A 23,343-nucleotide genomic window follows, 5' to 3' on the forward strand; every position below is an offset into this window, starting at 1 on the left:
GAGATTTAACGCGGCGAACTTCGCCGTAAATTTAATGGGATTTTTAAGGGAAAATTTTGCAAAAGATAATTTTAGTCGGCAAGCCAAACGTCGGCAAAAGCTCGCTTTTTAACCGCCTAGCCGGCAGACGTATAGCCATCACCAGCGACGTTAGCGGCACGACGAGAGATACGAACAAAACGATTATAGAAATTTATGACAAAAGCTGCGTTTTGATCGACAGCGGCGGACTCGACGACAGCAGCGAGCTCTTTAAAAACGTCAAGGCAAAAACCCTAGCCGAAGCCAGAAGCTCGGACGCCATCATCTTTATGGTCGACGGCAAAATGATGCCTAGTGACGAGGATAAAGCCCTATACTACGCGCTTTTAAAGCTAAATTTACCGACCGCGCTCGTAATCAACAAAATAGATAGCAAAAAAGACGAGCTGCGAAGCTACGAGTTTGTAAATTTCGGCGCAAAAACGAGCTTTGCTATCTCGGTTAGCCACAACGCGGGCATCGACGAGCTAGCGGACTGGATCTATAAACAGCTAAAAGACGAAATCAGGCCCGACACGGGCGAGGATCTGGACGAGTTTTTAGAAAATTTCGGCGACGACGGCGAGGTGGTTAGGGAGATGTCAGCCCGCGAGGATTATGAACGCAAAAATATCCAAGTAGGCATCATCGGACGCGTAAACGTCGGCAAAAGCTCGCTGCTAAACGCGCTAGTAAAAGAATCTCGCGCGGTCGTGAGCGACGTAGCCGGCACGACGATAGATCCGGTAAACGAGACTTTCGTCTATGAGGATAGGATTTTTGAGTTCGTCGATACGGCGGGCATCAGAAAACGCGGCAAGATAGAAGGCATCGAAAGATACGCGCTAAACCGCACGGAATCCGCGCTAGAGCTCGCCGACATCGCGCTATTAGTACTTGATAGCTCCGAGCCGCTAACCGAGCTTGACGAGCGCATCGCAGGTCTTGCGGCTAAATTTGAGCTCGGCGTCATCATCGTGCTAAACAAATGGGACAAAAGCGAGGAAGATTTTGATAAATTTAGCCGCGAGATCAGGGATAAATTTAAATTTCTCGCCTACGCGCCGATCATCAGCGTCTCAGCTCTAGGCGGCAAAAGAGTGCATAAAATTTACCCGCTGATTTTAGAAGTTTATAAAAACTACACGCAAAAAATCCAAACCGCAAGGCTAAACGAAGCTATCGAAGAGGCGGTAAAAGCGCATCCGATACCGCGCGAAAAGGGCAAGAGCGTGAAAATTTACTACGCGGTGCAGTTTGGTTTCGCGCCGCCGAAAATCGCGCTCGTAATGAACCGTCCGCGCGCCCTGCACTTTAGCTACAAGCGCTACCTAACGAACAAACTGCGCGAGAAATTCGAGCTACCTGGCACTCCAATCGTGCTGATCCCGAAAAATCGCAGCGGCTCGGACGAGGAAAACGAGGGAAAAAGTGAGTAAAAATTTAGTTTTTATCGGCTTTATGGGCGTTGGCAAAGGCACGGTAGCTAGGCATATCGCAAAAAAAACGGGTAAGCTATTTTTAGACACCGACGAGCTGATCGAAAGCGAGCAAAATTTAAAAGTCCGAGAAATTTTCGAGACTAAGGGCGAAGAGTATTTTAGAAAATGCGAGGCAAAACTCGCTAAAAAGCTGGCCAAAAACGTAAAATCCTCGGTGATCGCGGCGGGCGGCGGCTTTGCAAAGGTTAAAGGCCTTAAAAAAATCGGAAAAATCATCTACCTAAAATCAAGTTTTGAAGCGATTTTAAAGCGAATCGACGAGAGCGGCGAAGCACAGATGCACTACGCCAAACGCCCGCTTTTAAAGGATTTAAACGCGGCTAAAAAGCTTTTTAACGAGAGAAAAAAGATGTATAAAAGTGTCGCCGATCTCATAATCGACGTCGAAGGCAAAGAGCTGGAGCAAGTCGCGAAAGAGATCGAGGTGCAACTAAAATCAAGAAAAAGGACTAAGTAAAATTTCAGTTGAAATTTGAGTGCAAATTTCAAATTTGAGGCTTTAAATTTCTATTTTTTAAATTTGAGCGGTTTAAATTTAATGCGAAAGCGTTTGGCCGTATCGGCGTGAAAATTCGGAGCGGTTTGTATCGCTGAAATTTGAGTAGCGAACGTCAAATCTTAAGTGGGCTAAAATTTAAGTTCAAATTCGGCGGATTGCAAAAGTTTAATGTAACAAAAATAAGCGGCAATATTGTCAAATAGCCGTGCAAATTTTATAAAAGCAAAAAATAAGGCGCGATATTTTTTCGCTAGACGCGGCAGATTTTGCTTTGCGAATGAGGCGCACTTGTCGTGCGTCGCAGTGAAGCGAAGCAAAATCTAACAAAGTAAAGCGGAAAAAGATAAGCCGCAAAAAAGGATAAAATTTGAGAGTACTAACGGGTTTGCAACCAAGCGGCAAACTACACCTAGGCAACTACTTCGCCTCGATCAAACAAATGGTTGAGGCACAGGGGCAAAGCGAGATGTTTATGTTTATCGCAAACTACCACGCCATGACCTCGGTCGCCGACGCAGGGAAGCTAAAACAAAACACCTATGAGGCGGCGAGCGCATTTTTGTCGCTGGGTATCGATCCGCAAAAGAACGTATTTTGGGTGCAAAGCGACGTAAAAGAGGTTTTAGAGCTCTACTGGATACTGAGTCAATACACGCCTATGGGCCTGCTTGAGCGCGCGCACAGCTACAAGGACAAGGTCGCCAAGGGTCTAACCTCGCACCACGGGCTTTTTAGTTATCCGGTTTTGATGGCGGCCGATATCCTGCTATACGGCGCGCAGGTCGTGCCCGTGGGCAAGGATCAGATCCAGCATGTCGAGATAGCGCGCGACATCGCGATCAAATTTAACAACGAGCACGGCGACATCTTCGTCCTGCCGGAGTATAAAGTCGATGAAAACGTAGCTACCGTGCCGGGCACCGACGGCGCGAAAATGAGCAAAAGCTACGGCAACACGATAGATATTTTTGCCGGCGCTAAAGAGCTAAAAAAGCAAATTTCAAGCATCGTGACGACCTCGGAGCCGCTTGAAGCGCCTAAGCAGTGGCAAAACTGCAACGTCTATAATATCGCTAAATTATTCCTGGACGAGGACGGACAAAAAGCCCTGCAAGCCAGGTATGAGCGCGGAGGCGAAGGACACGGACACTTTAAGATGTATCTAAACGAGCTGGTTTGGGACTATTTTGCAGACGCGAGAGAGAAATTTGATTATTATCTAAATCACGCGGGCGAAGTGGATGAAATTTTAAACGAGGGCGCCAAAAGAGCGCGAGCTGTCGCAGCGCCGCTGATGGAAAAAATACGCGCCGCAACGGGCGTTTATAGATAAATTTAAAGAGGGAAAATGCAAGCGATCTATCCTTACGCACAGCTTATTTGCTTGATCTGCGCTATCATTTTCGTCGGGTTTTTGTTTTTCGGCGCGATTATTTTTTTGCGAGCCAAAAAGAAACCGTCCGCAAAAATAGCGCAAAAAGCGCAGCAAGCCGCCTCAAGCGTCGCGATAAAGATAATGCCGCTTTGCGTTTCGCCGCTCGCTCTAACGGGCGGTATGATGACCGGCGGCAGGGTCGGCTCCAAGGCGGGCGGGTATTTCGGCTCAAATTTGCAAATCGCGTTTATGATAAAGGTCTTCGCCGCGTTTATCGCGCTTGCGGCCGTTGTTGCAAATTTGACGTGCAAATTTGCTCTAGCCCGCCGGGCGACTTTCACCGTTCATTTGCATCGGCCGCCCTCATCGCGATATGTGCTAAAATAACATTCATAGTCTAAAAGGATAAAAAATGATAAATCTAAAACTACTCGACACCCGCTACGACGAGTTCGTAAAAAAACTACAAGGAAAAAACGTAAAGCCCGAGGTTTTAAACGAGCTTTTAACGACGTTTAACGAGCTAAAAGCAAAGCGTCAAGCGCTAGAAAATTTCCAAGCGATCCAAAACGCTAAGAGCAAGGAGCTAGGCATAAAGGCTAGAAACGGCGAGAACACGGACGAGCTAAAAAACGAACTAAATTTAAACAAAACGGCGATGAGCGACGCCGCCGATATCGTGCGCGCATACGAGGAAAAGCTAGAAAACATCGCAAGCGGCGTGCCAAATATCACCGACGACGACGTGCCGTTTGGCGCCGACGAGGACGACAACGTTTGCGTAAAAACGGTGCTGGAACCGACTAAATTTGACTTCGCACCAAAGGAGCATTACGAGCTTGGCGAGAGCTTAGGCTGGCTTGATTTCGAGCGCGGAGTCAAGCTCTCAGGCTCGCGCTTTTGCGTGCTAAAAGGCATGGGAGCGCGCCTATCAAGGGCTTTGGTTAATTATATGATCGACTTTAACAGCGCGCGCGGTTTCGAGCTGGTCAATGTGCCGTTTTTGGTAAATTCAAACACTCTTTACGGCACGGGCCAGCTGCCTAAATTTGAAGAGGATCTTTATAAGGTTCAGGACGAGGACTTGTATCTGATACCTACCAGCGAAGTGCCGGTGACGAATCTTTATAACGACGAAATTTTACCCGTCGAGAGCTTGCCGATAAAGATGACTTGCTACTCGGCATGCTTTCGCAAAGAAGCGGGCTCCGCAGGACGCGACACGCGCGGTATGATACGCCAACATCAGTTTGAAAAGGTCGAGCTGGTATCCATCACGACTCCCGAGCAAAGCGCGCAGATGCTAGACGAGATGGTCGCGTGCGCCAGCGACTTGCTAACGAGCCTTGGGCTGCCGCACCGCCACATGCTGCTTTGCAGCGGGGATCTGGGCTTTAGCGCGGCAAAGACGATAGACCTCGAGGTTTGGCTACCCGGACAAAATAAATACCGCGAGATAAGCTCGGTATCAAATACCCGCGATTTCCAAGCTCGCCGCGCAAAAATCCGCTACAAAGACGGTAAGAAAAATGCGCTAGCGCACACGCTAAACGGCTCAAGCCTAGCCGTAGGCAGGACTCTCATAGCGATAATGGAAAACTACCAAAAAGCGGACGGCAGCATCGAGATCCCGGAAGTCCTTAAAGGGTACATTTAGTGGCGCAAGACGACGAAAACGTAGTAATCCTGGAAGAAGCCGAGTTCGAGCAGGACGAGGAAACGGCCCCGCTAGAGGAACAAGATAGTGGCGATAGCGAGTATATGGTCTCGCTTGACGAGCTAGAGCCCGTAGCTCCCGAGCAGCCCGCCGAGGTGCAAGAAGTCGGTAAAAAAAGCAAAAAAAAGCTTTTTGTCATCGGCGGGGCGGCGGGCGTTTTAGCGCTCATCTTAACGGTAGTTTTGTTTTTGGTTTTTAAAAGCGATAAAAAGCCGCCCATAGACGAAAGACAGATCGTAAAAGATATCGAGGAGCACTACGAATCGCAAAAATTCGGCAGTTCAAAGATCGACGATATGATCGCCAAGGCAAATTTGCTCTACGAAAAAGGCAATAAATTTGAAGCGTTGAAAATCTACGAAAATATCGCTATCTACAACCAAAGCCTATCGAGTTACAACCTAGGCGTCTCGCAGATGAGACAGGGCAAATTTAAAGAAGCGCTGGAAAGCTTTAAAAAAGCTATCGCAAACGACGAGAACGTCGCCGTTAGCGCCATAAACGCCGCAGTTAGCTCGCTGGAGCTAAAAAACGAGCAAAATTTTAACTACTACATAAATCTCGCAAACTCGTTTTTATACAAGGAGGCGGACTCCCCGCTATACAACTACTACTACGCGCTCATAAACTACTACAAAGGCCAATACATCGAGGCTCTAGCGGCTTTAGCGCATGCAGAAAACGGCTACTACAAAGACCGCCATGATTACCTCGCGGCTAAAATTTTAAGCTTCATCGGCGATGATGCCGAGGCGATAAAAAAGCTCGAAGCCCAAAAAGAATTCGACGCCGATCTCGCTCTTGGTATGCTATATGCGAGACTGGGGCAATATGACAAAGCTAGAAATAGGCTAAATTTGGCGTTAAACAAGGGCGGCGACTCAAATAAAATCAACGCAATGATAGCGATCATAAATCTAAAAGACGGCAAATTTGAGGCTGCGACCAACGAAATAAAGGCCGTCTTTCACGAGGATTCGCTGTTTTTAGGCGTAAATTTCCCGATAAAAACCATACTAAAGCCTGAGCTTTTTGATGTAAATTTAGCTCAAGCACACTTTAGAAACGACCTGTTTTTCGACAAAACCAAGCGCTATGAGACGCTATTTTACTTCGCGCCCTACAAGGTCTTTGACCCCGGCCAAACGATAAACTACATAAGAAAAGGCGGAGTGAGCCTATTTTTAGACGACGCAAGCGCGGCCGGCAACTACCTAAACGCTAGCGGCGCGCTCTCGAAGGTAAATTTAGAGCTCTCCTTGGCCATAGCAAACGCCCTAAACTACAAGCTAAAGCAGGCTAACGCGCAGTTTGCCTCGCTTATCTCGCTCTATCCCGAGCACTCGGTTTTGCACTACGATCTAGCGCTTAGTTATGCGCAGCTGGGCAACTTTAGCATGGCGGCAAAGCACTTTATAACAAGTTACCACCTAGACCCGACAAATCACCTAGCAGGCGTGCTGGGCGCTATCGCAAACGACATAAATGCTGTGGATAACGCCAAACTGCTGCAAGAAATCTCAGAAAATCTAGGCCACGACGCCAACTCAAAAGACGCTCCCGTTAGCTATGCGTTAATAGCGCTGATAGGTAACAACAGCGGCGCTCTGGTGCGCTGGCTGGAGGAAGAAAAAGAAGAGACCGCGCTAAATTTAGCCTTTGACGCGATAATCGCAAAGATGACCGATCAAAGCGGCGAATTTATCAAAAAAGCGCAAATTTTAAAAGCAAAGTTGCCCGATGATATCGTGGCCAATATTTTGAATTTTATCGCGAATTTTAAGGATGAGGGCATCAAAAAATACGTCGAGCAGATCCAAATTTACTTCCATGACAAGCGACTAAACGATGCGGCGTTTTACCACGGCGCAAACATCATCAAAGAGCAATACATCAAGCTTTTGCAAATCTCGGGCCTACTAAACTACGAGCGCGAAAAGATAAAAACTCTGCTAAAACGAGATGCGAACAACGCCGATTTGCTCCAAACGCTAGCCTATATCGACATTTTCACGAACGACTTTGAGGAGAGCTACAGGATATATAACCGCATAATCGACGAATTTAAGATAAACGACGCGGGCACGCTGTTTCTAGCCGCCGTGGCCGCCATCGGCTCAAATCATCCGCAAAACGCCACGGCGCTTTTGGAGCTATCTAAGCTCACCGATCCAAACGCGATGGAAAGTCGCATCGCGCTCGGGCATCTGTATCAAGAGATCGATAATATCGAAGCCGCGACGATACAATACGGAATGATAAAAGACCCGAACTTTAAAAGTAAATTCGTAGATTTTATGATTGATTACACTAAGGAGAAGAAGTAAAATTTGGAGTGCTTTTCCGCAAAGCGGATACTCGCATAATTCATTGCGATTAAGCCTCCAAATCGGAGCAATTACAGCAGATGTATCTTGAAAATAAAATTTATCAAAAGATATTAGAAAATCTAGGCCTTAGCGACGACTCAGGAGTGCTCGGCTCCGATAAACTAAAAAAATCAATCTGTATGCTTCATAATAACTATTTGCTAGGCTCTTGCAAAGAAGCGGGAATATTTATAAAAAAGCATCCCGAAAAAGAGATAAAAGACGTATTCGACTTTGTAATGAGTATCTACAATAAACGAATAAGCCCACCACTCGCTATTTTTGGTTATTCACGTCTTTGAAACCGCCGTAAGATCGAAAATCGCCCTTATATTATCTCAAAATTACAGCAACGAAGAGCAAGACGATTGGTTTTTAAAAGGCAATGATCAAAAGCTGATTAACAAAGCTAGGCGTATCGCCGATATAAATAAGATAAATTTAAATCTTGATATGAGCAGTTTTGAAGTGCTTGACCTTTTTACCCTGGGCGATCTGGAAAATTTAATCGACTCTAAGTGGAGCGATTTTAAGGATCTTTTTGCACAGCCAAAGAGTATAAAGATCAAAGACTACCGGAATACGGCACAAAAGAGCATCTTTTAAAAACCTTTTCTATGATAAGAAAAGCCAGAAACGATATCTTTCACAACAATCCGACCAAAATCAGATCGAAATCAATCGTCTCAAATATAGAAATTTTACTATTGCGACTCGGGTTTAATCTAAACGATGCGCTTAAAAATATCTCAAATTTAGAACACTCCGTAACGCTAAAATATAAATACGGCTGATAAATTTAAACTATTTTATCAAATAAGCTAGGCTCAAATTTAATGTCTTGGTATCAAATTTAATAAAAATCAAAACCAAAAATAACAAGGAGACGAATCGCCGTCAAATTCTACCCGTCACGCGACAAAAATTATCAAATTTGATCGCCGAAACGACTTTTGTATAGCCGTCCTGGCAAATCAAAATTTAACCCAAAGCACGGCAATAAGCCGCGCCTCAAGTCAAATTTTACTTATCCTCAAGCACCTTTTCGCGCCACTTCGAGCTTGATTTTTTATCCATCGCCATATCTTTGGACATCTCGGCTGCAGCCTCGAAGTTTCGCTGCACGCCCTCGCTGCTGTTTTTGTATTTCACCGCATTCGTGCCCTTTATGCCTAGGCTCTGCGCCTCGCTAACGGCGTCGATGTTCGCGCCCAAAAATATAAACTCCCAATCGTATTTTTCCTGCTTATCGCTTATCATCTTTTTGATCTGAGCCTTTGAATACTCCCTGCTCGAGTTCTCCTGCCCGTCGGTTACGATCACGAAAAGTACGGCTCTGTTTTTAGCGTAGATATCCTCGACTTTAGAGATTTTATTTATCGTATCGCCGACCGCGTCTAGCAGTGCGGTATTGCCGCCCGCGACATAGTCCTTGCTCGTTAGCTTCTCGACCTTTTTGATATCCGCCCTATCGTGCAGAGTCTTAAAATTCGTATCAAAGAGCACCGTCGTCACCCTCGCGTCCACGCCCGCTTCTTTTTGCTTGTCGATCATCGAGTTAAAGCCGCCGATAGTATCGCTCTCAAGCCCGCTCATAGAGCCCGATTTATCCAGGATCAGCACCATCTCGAGCTGCTTTGGCGCAGATTTTTGCGGCGCTTCCTCGCTTTTAGCAAACGCAAATGCCCCGATAATCATCAACAAAAATGCGATTTTTTTCATATTTTCTCCTTTGAAAAATTTGGCTTGATTATAGCAAATTTTAATGGCACGGTGGTAAATGCGAGCAAGCTTAAATTTGAGTTTTGTATTTTATTTGCCCCAAAACCCGGTCAAATTTATTTCTAAATTTACGGCCGAATTTAAAGGCTAAATTTGCAAATTTAAGGCCCGAGTCCAAGCCTTAAATTTGCTAAGCGGCGCGGTCAAACCGCTCGAATTTTACTTTGTAGCGGTGATTTTTACGTAGCTGTTTAGCGCGCCCACATACGCTCTAGCGCTCGCCGTCATCGTATCGATATCAAGTCCGTGACCGATGATGGTCTTGCCGTCAAATTCGACCTTCACGACGACGTTTGCCAGCGCGTCCTTACCCTGCGAAACGGCGCTAACCTTGTAATCCTTGAGCACGCCGTGGATACCGCTTAGGCGGTCGATGACCTTAAATATCGCGTCCACCGTACCGTTACCCAGCGCCGCATCGCTCTTGATCTCGTCGGCGTGACGAAGCGTGATCGCCGCGCTGCTTAGGCCTTTGTTGCAGCTGCTTTGCGTAAGCGTCAAGAACTCGAAAGCCTCAGGGATCTTGATGATCTCGCTCGTAACCAGCGCGCGCAAGTCGTCGTCAAAGATCTCTTTTTTCTTATCCGCTAGCGCCTTAAATTTCTCAAACGCCTCGTTTAGCGCGCTATCTTCGAGCTCAAAGCCAAGACTGATTAGCTTATCTTTAAAGGCGTGGCGACCCGAGTGTTTGCCAAGCACCAGCGAGTTTTTATCCAGTCCGATACTCTCGGCGCTGATGATCTCGTAGGTCTCTTTGTGTTTTAGCACGCCGTCTTGATGGATGCCGCTTTCGTGAGCGAAGGCGTTTTTGCCGACGATGGCTTTGTTTGGCTGAGGCTCGATACCGATTATGCCGGATAGCAGGCGCGAGCTAGGGTAGATTTCCTTACAAACTATATCGGTATAAAGCGGCGCGAAGATGTCTTGGCGCGTTTTTATCGCCATCACGATCTCCTCAAGAGCCGCGTTTCCCGCGCGCTCGCCGATGCCGTTTAGCGTGCACTCGACTTGTCTTGCGCCCGCTTTTATCGCGGCTAGCGAGTTTGCAACGGCTAGGCCCAGGTCGTTGTGGTTATGCACGGAGACCACTGCGCGGCCGTTTATAAATTTAACTATCTCTGCGATGCGAGCGGTCATCTCCTCCGGATATAGGTAGCCCACGGTGTCGGGGATGTTGATCGTTTTTGCGCCGGCGTTTATCGCAGCGTCGCAAATTTCTTTTAAAAAGCCCATCTCGCTTCGGCCCGCATCCTCACAGCTAAACTCCACGTCGTCGCAAAATGTTTTGGCGTATTCCACGGCTTTTACGGCGCGCCTGATTACTTCGTCGGGAGCCATTTTTAGCTTAAACTCCATATGGATCGGGCTTGTAGCGATAAAGGTATGGATGCGTCTGTTTTTAGCAGGCGCGATAGCTTCTCCCGCGGCCTTTATATCGCCGTCCACGGCGCGGGCGAGCGAACAGATAGAGGCGTTTGAGGCTTGCTTAGCGATCTGATGTATCGCGTCGAAATCGCCCCTGCTAGCCGCTGCAAAGCCGACCTCCATAACGTCCACGTTTAGGCGCTCCAGCTGGCGCGCGATGCGTATTTTTTCTTCGGTATTCATCGAGGCGCCGGGGCTTTGCTCACCGTCTCGTAAAGTCGTATCAAATATTATTATTTTATCATTGTTCATTTTTTATCCTTTTTGGAGTTTTTGTTTGTGTGGTTAAATTTTGATTATTAGGGTGTGAAAGAGTCGCTGCTTAGCGCAGCAGCAGAAGTAGAGAGAAAAATGCGTTAAATTTGACGTTACCGTTCATTCGCTCTCCTTTTGGATTTTTTTATTTTTACATCTCATAAAAATATAGCGGATTATACCGTAAGAAACATAAACGCTCATTAAAGCCGTAACAGCCTCGATCGGATAGATATAGATGACCGAAAACGCGACCGTAAGACCGACTAATATGCGAAGAAAATCGGCTTTTTTGAGATCGATTTTTTTAAAGCTGGGATAGCGGATGTTGCTCACCATCAAAACCGAAAGCAAAATTTGCAAAAACAGCAAAAACCACTCGGCGCTCCTAGTGAAGTCGTATTCTAAGCTTAGTCCGACCCAAAACGCCGAAACGATGGCCGCCGTTGGTATCGGAAGGCCGATAAAGACGGACGGCTCGTAGGTGCCCGTCATTACGTTAAATCTCGCTAAACGAATCGCGCCGAAAACAACGTAAAGAGCGGCGACAAGCGAACCAAGCCGCCCGAAACTGTGCCCTACCGTAAAATAAAAAAGTATCGCCGGCGCGACGCCAAAAGCTATCACGTCGGCAAGACTGTCAAACTCCACGCCGAATTTGGACGTGGTTTTGGTTAGTCTCGCTACGCGTCCGTCAAGTCCGTCCAAAAATAGCGATAAAACGATGTAAATAATAGCCTTAAAAAAACAGCTATTTGCCTCCTGGACCAGTCCTGCGCTGGCCGCGATGTAGCCGCGCACGGAGACGATGATGCTGATGATACCTAAAAAAGCCGAAGCCGCCGTGAACAAATTGGGCAAAATATACATTAACTGAAGTTTATGCTGATTGTCTTGCATCTTTTTCCTCGTAGCTAAAAAATCCTATGATCCCCGCACTTGCGACTTTTTCGCCCACGCTGACGCTTATTCTGGCGTTTGCGGGCAGTATCAAAATCACCTCGCCGCTACTTAAAAAGCCAAATCTCCTACCCGCCTTTAGGCGGCTGAAATTTTCAAACGAAATACCCTTGCTAAGAGGTCCGGCGATGATACGGACCGCAAATTTGTTGTCTAAATTTTTACAGACGAACAAGGCTCGCTCGTTTAAATTTTTAGAAGCTTCCATGGCATTACACAAAAACAGCCCGTGCCTTTGCTTGGCCTCCAAAAGCTCCATATCGCAAGGAGCTCTGAGCGCGCCCGCGTCAAATACCCCCTTGCGGATGGTTACGGCTACGCACTGCGTGTCAAAATAATAAATTTTCTCTATGCTTTTTATCTTACCGTCGATAGGACTAAGCACGGCGTATTCGTCGTCGCTGCCAAGCGCTCGCTCCGGATTTCTAAACCAAAAGACGCAGATCGAAAAGAGCGCGAAAAATAAAATTTGGCACGCGCCCAAAGCTAGCGAAAGCAAAAATAAAACTCCGAAAGCAAAGATGTATTTATAGCCCTGTTTTGCGACCATGCCGATATTTTGCATTATTTTACGCTTGTTCCTCTTTATTTTCTTCTAAATTTACCAGCCTGCTAGGCATACCGCGTTCTTTTTCGTAGTTTGCGATGATCTCCCTGACCTTCGCACCCTCGATAGTCTCCTCCTCGTAAAGCGCCTCGACCATCTTTTCTATCGCGTCGCCGTAGTTTCGCAGCGTCTCAAGTACGTGTTTATAGCGCTCGTCAAGCGTGGTTTTGATAAATTCGTCCACTTTTTCCGCCGTCTTGTCGCTATAGTCCCTATCGGCCTGACCGCCCGCGAGGAAAGTACTGCGGCGCTTTTCAAGCACCATAAGTCCCGCGATATCGCTCATACCGTATATCGAGATCATCGAGCGAAGTATATCGGTAGCGCGCTCAAGATCGTTGCCCGCACCGGTTGAAATCTCTTTTATAAACACCTCTTCCGCCGCGCGTCCGGCTAAAAGCACGTCCACTTCGGCCATCAGCTCGTGGCGCTGCATCATAAATTTATTCTCTTCAGGCGTGTGGAGCGTGTATCCGAGTGCCGCAAGGCCGCGCGGTATGATCGACACCTTGGTGACTCTGTTTGCGCCCTTCGTCGTTTCTGCTATGAGCGCGTGTCCGCTCTCGTGATACGCTACGATGCGCTTTTCTTTCGGATTTATGCGGCGAGACTTTTTCTCAAGACCCGCGATCGCACGCTCGACGGCTTCGAGCAAATCGGCCTGCTCGACCTTGCCTTTTTCTTTTCTGCCCGCTAGTAGCGCGGCTTCGTTTATGATGTTGGCAAGATCCGCACCCGCAAGGCCGGCCGTCATACGCGCGATATCTTCGATACTGACGCTGTGATCGAGCTTGATATCTTTCATATGCACGCGTAAAATTTCGATCCTGCCTTTAAAATCAGGTTTATCGACTAGCACCTGCCTGTCAAATCTGCCCGGCCTTAAAAGCGCGGCGTCAAGCACCTCGGGACGGTTCGTCGCGGCGAGTACGATAACGGGCGACGCGTCCGAGCTAAAGCCGTCCATCTCGGCCAAAAGCTGATTTAGCGTTTGCTCGCGCTCGTCGTTTCCGCCGATCATTCCGCTAGCTGCGCGGCTTTTGCCGATAGCGTCGATCTCATCTATGAAAACGATCGCCGGAGCCTCTTTTTTCGCATTTTCAAAAAGATCCCTCACGCGACTGGCGCCCACGCCGACGAACATCTCGATAAAGCTCGATCCCGAAACCGAGAAAAACGGCACGTCCGCTTCGCCCGCGACGGCCTTTGCGAGCAAGGTTTTACCGGTGCCCGGAGGCCCAACCAAAAGCACGCCTTTTGGGATTTTGGCGCCTAAATTTATATATCTATCCGGATGCTTTAGAAAATCCACGATCTCTTTAACTTCCTCTTTCGCCTCTTGCACGCCCGCCACGTCGGCAAATTTAACCTTCGGTTTTTCCGAATTTACGAGCTTTTTAGAACTTCCCATTCCAAGGATACCGCCGCCCATATTTCGCTGCATACGGCTAGCTAAAAACATCCAAATTCCAAAGAAAATAAAAATAGGAAGCACCCACGAAAAGAGTATTTCGGTAAACCAGTTTGTCTCGCTATAAGCACCGTAAGGAATCTTTTGCTCCTCCAAAATCGGCACTAGCATCGGATCGTTCACTCTCTTGGCAAAATACGTCCTGCCGCCGTTATCCACGGCTTTTATCGAAGTTTCCGAGATACCTACTTGCATAACCTGCTTGTTTTTTATCATCTCTTTTATCTCGGAGTACGAGGTGCTTTTTGAGCCGGCGGCGCTTTGTCCTAGTAGCGCGCCGTCCATATCGCCGCCTCCGAGTCCGCGAAATGCCACCACTATCACGATAGCAAAAACGGCGAAAATCAAAATCGGATTTTTATTAAAAAAATTATTTCCGCCGTTATTTAAATTTTTATCATCGTTTTTTCTGTTATCCATTATGTTCCTTAAATTATTCTAAGCTTTTTGAAATACGAAGCTTTTCCACTCGTTTTTGGTTTGACTTTCTACCGGTTTGAGCGATGCAAAAGCCTCTAAAATTCGCGTTTCGTATTTATCCAAAACGCCTGCTAAAACGAGATACGAGCCCTCTTTTAGCAAATTTATCAAATCGTTTTTTAGCATTAGTATCACGTCGGCGATGATGTTTGCGACGACGACGTCGTATTTTTTATCCAAATTCGCCACCGAACCGGTCCAAATTTGATTAAATTTAACCCCGTTTAGCTCGGCGTTTTTTTGCGAGCTTTGCACTGCTTGCTCATCCGTATCGCAGGCATCCGTGACGCAGCCTAGCTTTGCTAGGGCGATGCTTAGTATCCCGCTTCCGCAGCCAACGTCAAGCGCGCTCATACCGCTTGCGGCGTATTTTTGCAGATACTCTATGCAAGCGCTCGTGCTCTCGTGGTGACCAGAGCCAAAGGCGAGCGCGGGATCGATGATGATGTTTTCAAACCCACTTTTAGGCTCTTCCCAGCTTGGGTGGATGTAAAATTTACCGATTTCTATCGGTCTTACGTTTTTTTTGTATTCGTTTAGCCAGTCTTTATTTTCTTTTTGGCTTTTTGTTATCTTAAATTCGATCTCGCGACCGAGCGCGTTTTGCAGAGATTTTGCGTATTCTTGCAGCCCAAATTCCACTTCATCTAGCTCGTCTTCGTCTCGGATGATAAATCCGCCGGCAGTCTCCTGCGTGCAAGTAACGCCCAAAGAAAAAACGAGATCTTCGAAAAGCTCGCGAAGTTCCTGCGAACAAAGAACTTCAAGCTCGTAAAATTTATCTTTCAAATTTACGCTCTTTTAGCCCAAAACGTCTTCAAGTTTTTCTTTTAAAACTTGCGGCGTAAACGGCTTTACGATGTAGTTATTGACGCCTGCTTTTAGCGCGGTTATGACCTCGGCTTTACCGCCCTCGGTCGTTACCATGATGATAGGCATATCGACGTATTTTTGCTCGGCGCGGACTTTTTTTACGAGCTCAAGGCCGTTCATTTCGGGCATATTCCAGTCGGTGATAAGCACGTTTATATCGCTGTGCTGACCCAAAATTTGCCACGCTTCGACTCCGTGCTCGGCCTCTAAAATTTCCTGATGTCCGAGCCTTTGCAGGGTGTTTTTTATGATTCTTCTCATAGTAGAGCTGTCGTCGACTACTAATATTTTCACAATCGTATCCTTTTTTTAAAAAATGTCCAATTTTAGCAAATTTTATATTTAAATTTACTTTAAAAATTTAGCGGCTCTGTTTAAAGGCCTCTTTTAGATCGAGCGTCCCCTCGTAGTACGCCTTGCCCACGATCGCGCCGTAAACGTCTCCCGCGCGCTTTAGCGCCTGGATATCGGAGATATCTTTTACGCCGCCGCTTGCGATCGTATTTATACCGCTTGCTTTTGCGATTTGCGAGGTAAATTCAACGTTTACGCCGCTAAGGGTGCCGTCTTTTGAGATGTCGGTGCAGATGATCGCTTCGACTCCGGCTCCGGCAAATTTGCGCGCTAGCTCGGTCGCTCTCATCTGCGACACCTCCGCCCAGCCCTGCACGGCGACGAAGCCGTCTTTTGCGTCTATGCCGACGGCGACGCGATATTTTTGAGCCATTTCTTTAGTGAAATTCGGATCTTTTAGCGCTACCGAGCCCAAGATAACGCGCGTTATGCCGCTATCAAGGTAGCTTTTTATTCGTGCCTCATCGCGTATCCCGCCGCCGATTTGGATTTGTAAATTTGCGGCTTTTGCGATCTTTTCTACGGTTTTTAGATTTATCGCTTCGCCGGCAAACGCTCCGTCAAGATCGACGACGTGAAGCCACTTTGCGCCCATATCTTCAAATCTTTTAGCTAGCTCCCAAGGCGCATCCGAGTAGATTTTTGCGCTACTCATCTCGCCCTTAAAAAGTCGAACCGCCTTGCCATCTTTTAAATCTATCGCAGGAAAAATTTCCATCACATCTCTCCGAAATTTCGTAAAATTTTTAGCCCCGTCTCATAGCTCTTTTCGGGGTGCGGCTGAAAGCCGAAGATATTATCTTTATGCACCGCGCTCACGAATTTATAGCCGTATTCGCTAAAGCCAAGCGCCGCGTCATCATCGCAAACTACGTGATAAGAGTGCACGAAATACAAATATTCGCTAGCCGCCAGATCCCTATTTATCGGCGTTTGCTTGGCAAAATTTATCGTATTCCACCCCGTGTGCGGCACCTTTAGCGGCGCGTCAAATTTGGACGGGTCAAATTTGACCACTCGCCCTTTTACGAGCCCCAGCCCCTCGTTTACGCCAAACTCTTCACTCGTATCAAACAGCAGCTGCATACCCAGACAAATGCCCAAAAACGGCTTTCCGCCGGCTACGGCTTCTTTTATCGCCGGGATAAAATCTCTATCTTTTAGCCTTTGCATCGCTTCGCCAAAAGCTCCGACGCCCGGCAAAATGATCTTGTCAAATTTACCCAGCTCTTCGCCGCGACCCGCTAGCCGCGCCTTTAAATTTAAACTTTCAAACGCGTTTAAAACGCTCTTTAAATTTCCCGCTCCGTAGTCGATAATGCCGATGTTTTGTTTCATCTGGCCGCCTTATTTCTAACCGAGATGAGATAGACGCTAAGCGCGATCATCAGCATCGCCACGCCCGCGATCAGGTAAATGGCGTTTATGATGTGGTCCGGCGCCGTGATGGCAAATTTAAACACCAGCATCAGCGCCTCGATAGCAAGCGCGATGATAATAGAGCCGATAAAGCGCAGCATAGTCTTGTTTCCGCCATCTTCGTCATGCTTACCTTTGCCTAGCACTTCTTCTTCAAATATCGCTTTTACGAGATCGAAAATCGCCAGCGCAAGCGTCAGTACGATCGTTGTCTCAAACATCTCCTCAACATTGATGTGCATAAAATCCTTGGACAAAAATCTCTTCATCCCGTCCACAAAAAGAAATGCCGCCACCATAAAAAGCGCGACCGCAAACGCCGCGTAGACGGATTTTAAAAATTTACCGAAGCAGCTTTCCAGCTTGCCCGGTGCTACTATATTTAAAATATTTTCCAACGAAACGTCGATACAAGCGATAAATTTAAGCTCGTTTTTGTCATCATAAATCGGCGTCGAAGCCGTAACGCAAAGATCATTCGTGAGTGCCGAAGGATACGGATCGCTCAATACGCAGCGCCTTTCGCGCACAGCCCTATAATAATAGGCTTTATTGTTGCGATTTTCGCCCTTGCCGACTTTATATTTTTCGTTTAGACTAATAGCGTCTTCCAGCTGGATACCGTTAGCGTCCAATACGTAAAAAGCGTCAAAGCTCTCTATCTCGTGAGCTATTTTATCAAAGCCTTCCTTTACCGATTCTATACATACGCCGGGGAGCTTGTTGGGTAAATTTCTACTAAAAAGGTAACAGATATAGGCTCTAGCCTTATATCTCACTTCTGAAAATCTCTGAATATCTTTTATTATCAATTTTGCTCCTTATTTAGCGCGTGATTAAACTCGGGCACGATCTCTTTGAGTCCCGTCTCGACGTCGTCCGTGCGCGTTAAATTTGCGATCTGGCGGTTTAGCTTTCCTAAATCGTACTCGCCCGAATGCGTCACGAAAATAGACTGAAACTGCGTCTTTACGTCGTCTTTATTTATTAACAGCTCCTCATAAAGCTTCTCTCCCGGACGAAGTCCGATAAATTCGATGCCAAGGTGTTCTTTGTTTGATAAAATAAGCATTTTTTTAGCCAAGTCGGCGATTTTTATCGGCTCGCCCATATCAAGCACGAAAAGCTCTCCGCCCTTTGCGATCGAGGCGGCCTGAAGCACGAGCTGACAGGCCTCGGAGACTAGCATAAAATACCTCGTGATATCAGGATGCGTGACGGTGAGCGGTTTATTGTTTTCGATTTGCTCTTTAAATTTCGGCATCACGCTGCCGCTTGAGCCCAGTACGTTACCAAAACGCACCGCGACGATCTCGGTTTTAGCGGGTAAATTCGAGTTTAGCGCGTAAAGCTCGCACACGCGCTTAGTCGCGCCCATTATATTCGTCGGGCGCACGGCCTTATCCGACGAGATCATCACGACTTTACTAACGCCGTATTCTATGGACAAATCTATCAAAATTTTAGTGCCGATTATGTTATTTACGACTGCGGCTTTTGGGTTTGTTTCGCAAAGCGGCACGTGTTTATAGGCTGCGGCGTGGATCGCTATCTGCGGTTTAAACTCCTCAAACACCGCGCGCAGATCGGCTTCATTTACGATATTTATCATCTTGCTCACGGTTTTATCGCTATGGGTTATCTCGCCGATTTTATAGAGATTAAACTCGCTGTGATCGATCATTATTAGCTTGCTAACGCCAAATTTGAGGCACTGCTTGCAAATTTCGCTACCGATGCTACCGCCTGCTCCCGTGACTAAAACGACCTTACCGCCTAAAAATTTCTCCACCGCGCTGCTATCTAGATCTTTTGGCTTTCTAGCTAGCAGATCCTCGATCGAGATATCTTTGATCGCGTCCTTGCCGGTACCAAACATCGAGAAAATCTTGATATCGCGGATACCGTAAGCCGTAAGCTCGTCAAAAAGCTCCGCTAGCTCGTCTTGACCAAGAGCTAGCGCGATGATAGCGGTTTTTACGTTGTACTCTTTGATCAAATTTGCGATTTCGCTCTTTGGCTGCACTAAAAATCCGTCGCAGTAAGTGCCGACCAGATCGCTCCTACCATCCACGACGCCCACCGCATAAAGGTCGATATAACCCTGCCTAAGCCCCTTTAAAACGTGAAGCGCCTTTGACGTAGCGCCGATAACGACGCAAGGCTCGCCTGTGTGCGGCTTTTTAGAAAAATCCAAAAACATACGCTTGGCGATCCTTAAATTTCCTATGAGCAAACACGAGATAATGGCGTCAATAAAAACCACGCTTCGCGGAAACGGGTTAAAAACTGCAGGCATCGCAAAATAAACAACTCCGAAACCAACGATCGCGCAAAGATGAACGAGAAAAATTTTCCTAGCTTCGTTTAGTCCGAAAAATCTCCACGGCACCTTGTAAATTTTAAAAAGCCACATGAAAAATAGCTTTAAAGCCACCATCGTAGCGCAGCCCGCGACCAGTCCGCCTCTAAAATAATCAGGCAGCACGCCGCTAAATCTAAGCAGATACGCCAGATAAAACGACGCGACAAATATCACGATGTCAAAGGTTAGAAAAAACGCAAGCCGCTTTAGCTTCGTCGCCTTAAACATTTATAAATTTTCCTTTACGATTTTTACTACTCGCGCAAACTCCTCGTACTGCATCGCCGTGCCGCTAGGCAGGCAGATGCCGCGCGCAAACATCTCCTCGCTAGTGCCGTCCGTGAACGCTAGCGCCCCCTCAAACACCGGCTGCATATGCATCGGTTTCCAAAGCGGACGGCTTTCTATATTTTCCTTTGCGAGCGCCTCTATCACGCGTAGATGCGCGCCTTTTTCTTTAAACAGCGCGGTCGTTAGCCAGCGGTTGCCGCGGGAATTTAGGGTCTCAGGCATAAACTCAAGCTCGGCAAGCTCTTTTTTGTACTTTTCAAAAATTTCGCGTTTTTTTATCACGCGCTGCTCGAGCACCTCCATCTGCGCCGTTCCGATCGCGCCTAGGACGTTGCTTAGGCGGTAGTTGTAGCCGTAGTCTTTATGCTCGTAGTGCAAAAACGGCTCTCTAGCTTGAGTGCTATAAAATCTCGCCTTCTCAACGAGCTCTTTTTCGCCCACTAGCATGCCGCCTCCGCTTGTGGTGATGATTTTGTTACCGTTAAAGCTATATGCGCCAAGCCTCCCGAACGTACCCAGCGCTTTGCCGTTCAAAAATCCGCCCAGCGCCTCGGCCGCGTCCTCGACGACGGCGATATTTTCTTGCTCGCAGATCTCGCAGATCTCTTTCATCTTTGCCGCCTGACCGTAGAGATGCGTGACGACGAGCGCTTTTGGCTTTTTAGGCGAGTTTGCGATCGCCTTTTTTAGCAGCTCGGGGCTTAGATTCCAGCTTTCGTCGCTATCTATGAAAACAGGCGTAGCGCCTTGATAAAGTATCGGGCTAACGGATGCCATAAAGGTAAACGTAGAGGCTAGTACCACGTCTCCTGCGCCGATACCAAGCACTCTTAGCGCCAAGTGGATCGCCGACGTGCCGGAATTTAGCGCTAATGCATCGGGCGCTCCCGCGTAGCTTGAGACGCTCGCTTCAAATTTATTCACGTATTCGCCAAGCGGCGCGATGTAGTTGCTCTTAAAAACCTCGTTTATGTACTCTTGCTCTTTGCCGCTCATGTGCGGCGGACTTAGGAAAATTCTTTGCATTATTATTCCTTAAAGAAATTTACGCATTGTAGCACTTAAAATCTAAATATTTTTATAAAAACTCGTTTAAATTTGCTTTTAGAGCGTAGAAAATGAAGATTTTGTTAAATTTTGCGTCGAAATATATTTTAAAACTGCAAATTTGACGCCTCGCGGGATACTTTATCTATTTTGCCTGCACCGTCCTTTGTAGCTACAGGCACAAATTTGACGAGCAGTATTTTGCTCTCAAATTTAGCTTAAATTCCGCCTGATTTTAGCCGGATTACCGTAGGCGACGCTACCGTCTGCGATATCTCTTACGACTACGCTGCCCGCTCCGATGATGCAGTTTGCGCCGATTTTTACGCATTGGATGATGCATGAACCTATGCCTACGTGGGTATTTTGCCCCACTATCACGCCGCCTGCTAGCGCCGCGTTTGGGCTAATATGCGCGAAATCGCCGATCTCGCAGTCATGCTCGATGATCGCGCCAGTGTTTATTATCGCGCCCTCGCCTATTACAGCGCGCGCGTTTATGACGGCATTTGGCATCACGACCGCGCCCTCGCCTACTTGCGCGCTCTTGCTTATCACTGCACTTGGATGGATCAAATTTACTAAGACAAAGCCCGCGTTTTTTACTCTTTCTTGCAGGATGCGTCTGATTTTATTATCCCCGATAGCCACGATCACGTCCGCTTTTTCCAGACTCGGGTCAAATTTGAGCACGCTTTTACCGTCAAATTTAGCGTCGTCTAAAAACACGATCTCGCCGTATCCGCACGCTCTAGCTACGTCCGCTACTACCGCTCCGTGTCCGCTAAAGCCGTAAACGTAAATTTTAGTTGCGGCCATTAAATTTCTCCGTCGTGGCCATACCCTCTTTGCTCACGCCGCTTCGTTTTAAGACCTTTTGCACAGTTAAAATCGCGATTTTAACATCTAGCGCAAAGCTTAGCTCGCGGACGTATCTCGCGTCAAATTTAAACTTCTCCGCCCAGCTGATCGCATTGCGGCCGTTTACCTGCGCTAGACCCGTGATACCGGGCCTTACGTCGTGGCGAGTGGCCTGCTCTGCGTCGTAAAGAGGCAGGTACTCAACCAAAAGCGGACGCGGCCCGATGAAGCTCATATCGCCCTTTAGCACGTTAAAAAGCTGCGGCAGCTCATCAAGGCTGAGGCTTCGGATAGTCTTGCCGACGCCGCTTAGGCGCATCTCGTCGGGCAGTAGCTCGCCGTCCGCGCCGCGCTCGTCGCTCATCGTTTTAAATTTGTAAATTTTAAAAATTTTAGCGTGCAAGCCCGGGCGCGCCTGCGTAAAAATGACGTCCTTGCTAACCTTAAAATATATCAAAACCGCGACGACCGCCATGATCGGCAGCGTAAGCACGATCAAAAAAATCGCGCCGCAAATATCCAGTAATCTCTTAAAAAACGTCCTATACATCGATAAATTTCCTGTAAATTTCTATATATTTCTTAGCGACCGCTCGCTCGTCAAACTCGCGCAGGGCGAGCTCTCGCCCGTTTCGTCCCATTTGCGCGGCCAAATTTTCGTCGTTTAGTAAAATTTCTATCTTTGCGGCTAGGTCGGCGGAGTTTTTTACTTCGCAAAGCAGGCCGTTAAAGCCGTTCGTCACGGCCTCGTTGCAGCCAGCCACATCGCTAGCAACGACCGGCCTACCCATACTCATCGCCTCTAAAACCGTGCGCGGAAAGCCCTCTTTGTAGCTTGGAAGCGCAAGCAGATAGCTAGCCTTTAAAAGCTCCGGAACGTCGTCTCTAGCGCCCAGATACCGCACCGCGCCACCCGTTAGAAACTTCGCGTCCGCCGTGCTTTTGTTTCCTTCAAATCCTTCGCCCGCAAATACAAACGCGCAGTCCTCGCGCCCGCGCAAAAGCTCGGCCGCCTCGTAAAACTCGCGCACACCCTTGTGCCGCATCGCGCGCGCTATCATCAATACTATCTTTTTGCCGCGTAGATCTTCGCCCAAATTTGCGGCCGGCACGCTGTTTTCGTCAAATTTTATCGTATCCACACCCACGCTTTTTATCTTAAAAATTTTCTCCTCGGCTATCAAACCGCGACTCAAAAAATACGCAGGATCAGCCTCGTTTACGAACACGCAACCGTCGCTCATCTTTAGCGCTTTTTTATAAAGCGTCTCGATCGCGGCGCGCACCAGACGTGTTTTTAAGTCGTTATCGATATAAAAGCTACCCAGCCCCTCGACCAAATTTATTACGCGCTTTATGCCTGCTTTTTTGGCCGCAAAGGTGCCAAACACGTTTGACTTGTGCGCCGAGGTTTGCAGCAGGTCTAAATTTAACTCGCGCAAAATATCGGCTAGCTTTTTTGAGTTTTCAAGCACGGTTAGGGGGTTTAGACTCGCGCGGTCAAGCTCGTACGTCACGCAGTTAAATTCGCTTTTTAGCCTATCCGTGTAGTCGCCCTTTGGCGCGATAGCAAAAACCTCGTGACCGAGCCGCTTTAGCTCGCGCATGATCGGCGCGCGAAAGAAATAAATGCTCATATCGGCGTGAGATAAAAATCCAAATTTAGCCAT

Annotated in this window: 21 protein-coding genes and 1 pseudogene; 7 read left to right on the forward strand and 15 right to left on the reverse strand. The window is 47.5% G+C overall.

Annotated elements, in window-relative coordinates:
* Positions 1-56 precede the first annotated feature (56 nt).
* The 7 genes and pseudogenes from der to CRECT_RS13250 all read left to right on the forward strand — a co-directional run bounded on the left by der (position 57) and on the right by CRECT_RS13250 (position 8,277).
* The gene (gene der, locus CRECT_RS08400) at positions 57-1,460 is read left to right on the forward strand and encodes a ribosome biogenesis GTPase Der (protein ID WP_002945822.1); all 1,404 of its coding nucleotides are present in this window, start codon (positions 57-59) and stop codon (positions 1,458-1,460) included.
* Complete coding sequence (locus CRECT_RS08405) at positions 1,453-1,980, forward strand: shikimate kinase (protein ID WP_002945818.1); 528 nt, start codon at positions 1,453-1,455, stop codon at positions 1,978-1,980. The genes der and CRECT_RS08405 overlap by 8 nt, the downstream gene beginning before the upstream one ends.
* A gap of 409 nt (positions 1,981-2,389) precedes the next feature.
* The gene (gene trpS, locus CRECT_RS08410) at positions 2,390-3,355 is read left to right on the forward strand and encodes a tryptophan--tRNA ligase (protein ID WP_002945807.1); all 966 of its coding nucleotides are present in this window, start codon (positions 2,390-2,392) and stop codon (positions 3,353-3,355) included.
* Between the two features lie 15 nt (positions 3,356-3,370).
* Positions 3,371-3,784 (forward strand): hypothetical protein, encoded by a 414-nt coding sequence (locus CRECT_RS08415; RefSeq protein WP_002945825.1) that lies wholly within the window; start codon positions 3,371-3,373, stop codon positions 3,782-3,784.
* Positions 3,785-3,809: 25 nt separating this feature from the next.
* A complete protein-coding gene (gene serS / locus CRECT_RS08420) occupies positions 3,810-5,054 on the forward strand; it encodes a serine--tRNA ligase (protein WP_002945804.1) in 1,245 nt (414 codons plus the stop codon).
* Positions 5,054-7,441: a tetratricopeptide repeat protein gene (locus tag CRECT_RS08425; RefSeq protein WP_002945817.1), complete on the forward strand. Its 2,388-nt coding sequence runs from the start codon at positions 5,054-5,056 to the stop codon at positions 7,439-7,441. Before serS ends, CRECT_RS08425 begins: the two co-directional genes overlap by 1 nt.
* Positions 7,442-7,521: 80 nt before the next feature.
* Positions 7,522-8,277: pseudogene (locus CRECT_RS13250) on the forward strand (CAAX protease).
* Between the two features lie 229 nt (positions 8,278-8,506).
* Here the strand turns inward: CRECT_RS13250 and CRECT_RS08435 are convergent.
* From CRECT_RS08435 to pglA, 15 genes are all read right to left on the reverse strand, one after another.
* Positions 8,507-9,205 (reverse strand): vWA domain-containing protein, encoded by a 699-nt coding sequence (locus CRECT_RS08435; protein WP_002945809.1) that lies wholly within the window; start codon positions 9,203-9,205, stop codon positions 8,507-8,509.
* A gap of 219 nt (positions 9,206-9,424) precedes the next feature.
* Entirely contained in the window at positions 9,425-10,942 is a 1,518-nt protein-coding gene (locus tag CRECT_RS08440) for a 2-isopropylmalate synthase (RefSeq protein ID WP_002945821.1), read from the reverse strand.
* Positions 10,943-11,065: 123 nt separating this feature from the next.
* The gene (gene pssA / locus CRECT_RS08445; protein ID WP_002951760.1) at positions 11,066-11,845 is read right to left on the reverse strand and encodes a CDP-diacylglycerol--serine O-phosphatidyltransferase; all 780 of its coding nucleotides are present in this window, start codon (positions 11,843-11,845) and stop codon (positions 11,066-11,068) included.
* A complete protein-coding gene (locus CRECT_RS08450; RefSeq protein WP_171992708.1) occupies positions 11,826-12,470 on the reverse strand; it encodes a phosphatidylserine decarboxylase in 645 nt (214 codons plus the stop codon). The genes pssA and CRECT_RS08450 overlap by 20 nt, the downstream gene beginning before the upstream one ends.
* A gap of 4 nt (positions 12,471-12,474) precedes the next feature.
* Positions 12,475-14,403: an ATP-dependent zinc metalloprotease FtsH gene (ftsH, locus tag CRECT_RS08455; protein WP_171992709.1), complete on the reverse strand. Its 1,929-nt coding sequence runs from the start codon at positions 14,401-14,403 to the stop codon at positions 12,475-12,477.
* Positions 14,404-14,421: 18 nt separating this feature from the next.
* Positions 14,422-15,252 carry a 50S ribosomal protein L11 methyltransferase gene (locus CRECT_RS08460; protein WP_004320165.1) on the reverse strand — a complete coding sequence of 277 codons (831 nt, stop codon included), beginning with the start codon at positions 15,250-15,252 and terminating at the stop codon, positions 14,422-14,424.
* Positions 15,253-15,264: 12 nt separating this feature from the next.
* Positions 15,265-15,630: a chemotaxis response regulator CheY gene (locus tag CRECT_RS08465; RefSeq protein ID WP_039888294.1), complete on the reverse strand. Its 366-nt coding sequence runs from the start codon at positions 15,628-15,630 to the stop codon at positions 15,265-15,267.
* 67 nt (positions 15,631-15,697) lie between these two features.
* Positions 15,698-16,408: a 1-(5-phosphoribosyl)-5-[(5-phosphoribosylamino)methylideneamino]imidazole-4-carboxamide isomerase gene (gene hisA, locus CRECT_RS08470; RefSeq protein WP_004320188.1), complete on the reverse strand. Its 711-nt coding sequence runs from the start codon at positions 16,406-16,408 to the stop codon at positions 15,698-15,700.
* Positions 16,408-17,028, reverse strand: a complete 621-nt coding sequence (gene hisH / locus CRECT_RS08475) for an imidazole glycerol phosphate synthase subunit HisH (RefSeq protein ID WP_004320184.1) — start codon at positions 17,026-17,028, stop codon at positions 16,408-16,410. Before hisH ends, hisA begins: the two co-directional genes overlap by 1 nt.
* On the reverse strand, positions 17,025-17,921 hold the full coding sequence (locus tag CRECT_RS08480) for a PDC sensor domain-containing protein (protein ID WP_004320195.1): 897 nt from the start codon (positions 17,919-17,921) through the stop codon (positions 17,025-17,027). The genes hisH and CRECT_RS08480 overlap by 4 nt, the downstream gene beginning before the upstream one ends.
* A complete protein-coding gene (gene pglF, locus CRECT_RS08485) occupies positions 17,918-19,702 on the reverse strand; it encodes a UDP-N-acetylglucosamine 4,6-dehydratase (configuration-retaining) (RefSeq protein ID WP_004320205.1) in 1,785 nt (594 codons plus the stop codon). Before pglF ends, CRECT_RS08480 begins: the two co-directional genes overlap by 4 nt.
* On the reverse strand, positions 19,703-20,791 hold the full coding sequence (pglE, locus tag CRECT_RS08490; RefSeq protein ID WP_004320220.1) for a UDP-N-acetylbacillosamine transaminase: 1,089 nt from the start codon (positions 20,789-20,791) through the stop codon (positions 19,703-19,705).
* Positions 20,792-21,025: 234 nt separating this feature from the next.
* The gene (pglD, locus tag CRECT_RS08495) at positions 21,026-21,631 is read right to left on the reverse strand and encodes a UDP-N-acetylbacillosamine N-acetyltransferase (RefSeq protein ID WP_004320168.1); all 606 of its coding nucleotides are present in this window, start codon (positions 21,629-21,631) and stop codon (positions 21,026-21,028) included.
* On the reverse strand, positions 21,618-22,223 hold the full coding sequence (gene pglC, locus CRECT_RS08500) for an undecaprenyl phosphate N,N'-diacetylbacillosamine 1-phosphate transferase (RefSeq protein WP_004320210.1): 606 nt from the start codon (positions 22,221-22,223) through the stop codon (positions 21,618-21,620). Before pglC ends, pglD begins: the two co-directional genes overlap by 14 nt.
* Positions 22,216-23,343, reverse strand: coding sequence for a N,N'-diacetylbacillosaminyl-diphospho-undecaprenol alpha-1,3-N-acetylgalactosaminyltransferase (gene pglA / locus CRECT_RS08505; RefSeq protein ID WP_004320231.1), 1,128 nt, complete (start codon positions 23,341-23,343; stop codon positions 22,216-22,218). The genes pglC and pglA overlap by 8 nt, the downstream gene beginning before the upstream one ends.

Source organism: Campylobacter rectus, from assembly GCF_004803795.1.
GTDB classification, from domain to species: domain Bacteria; phylum Campylobacterota; class Campylobacteria; order Campylobacterales; family Campylobacteraceae; genus Campylobacter_A; species Campylobacter_A rectus.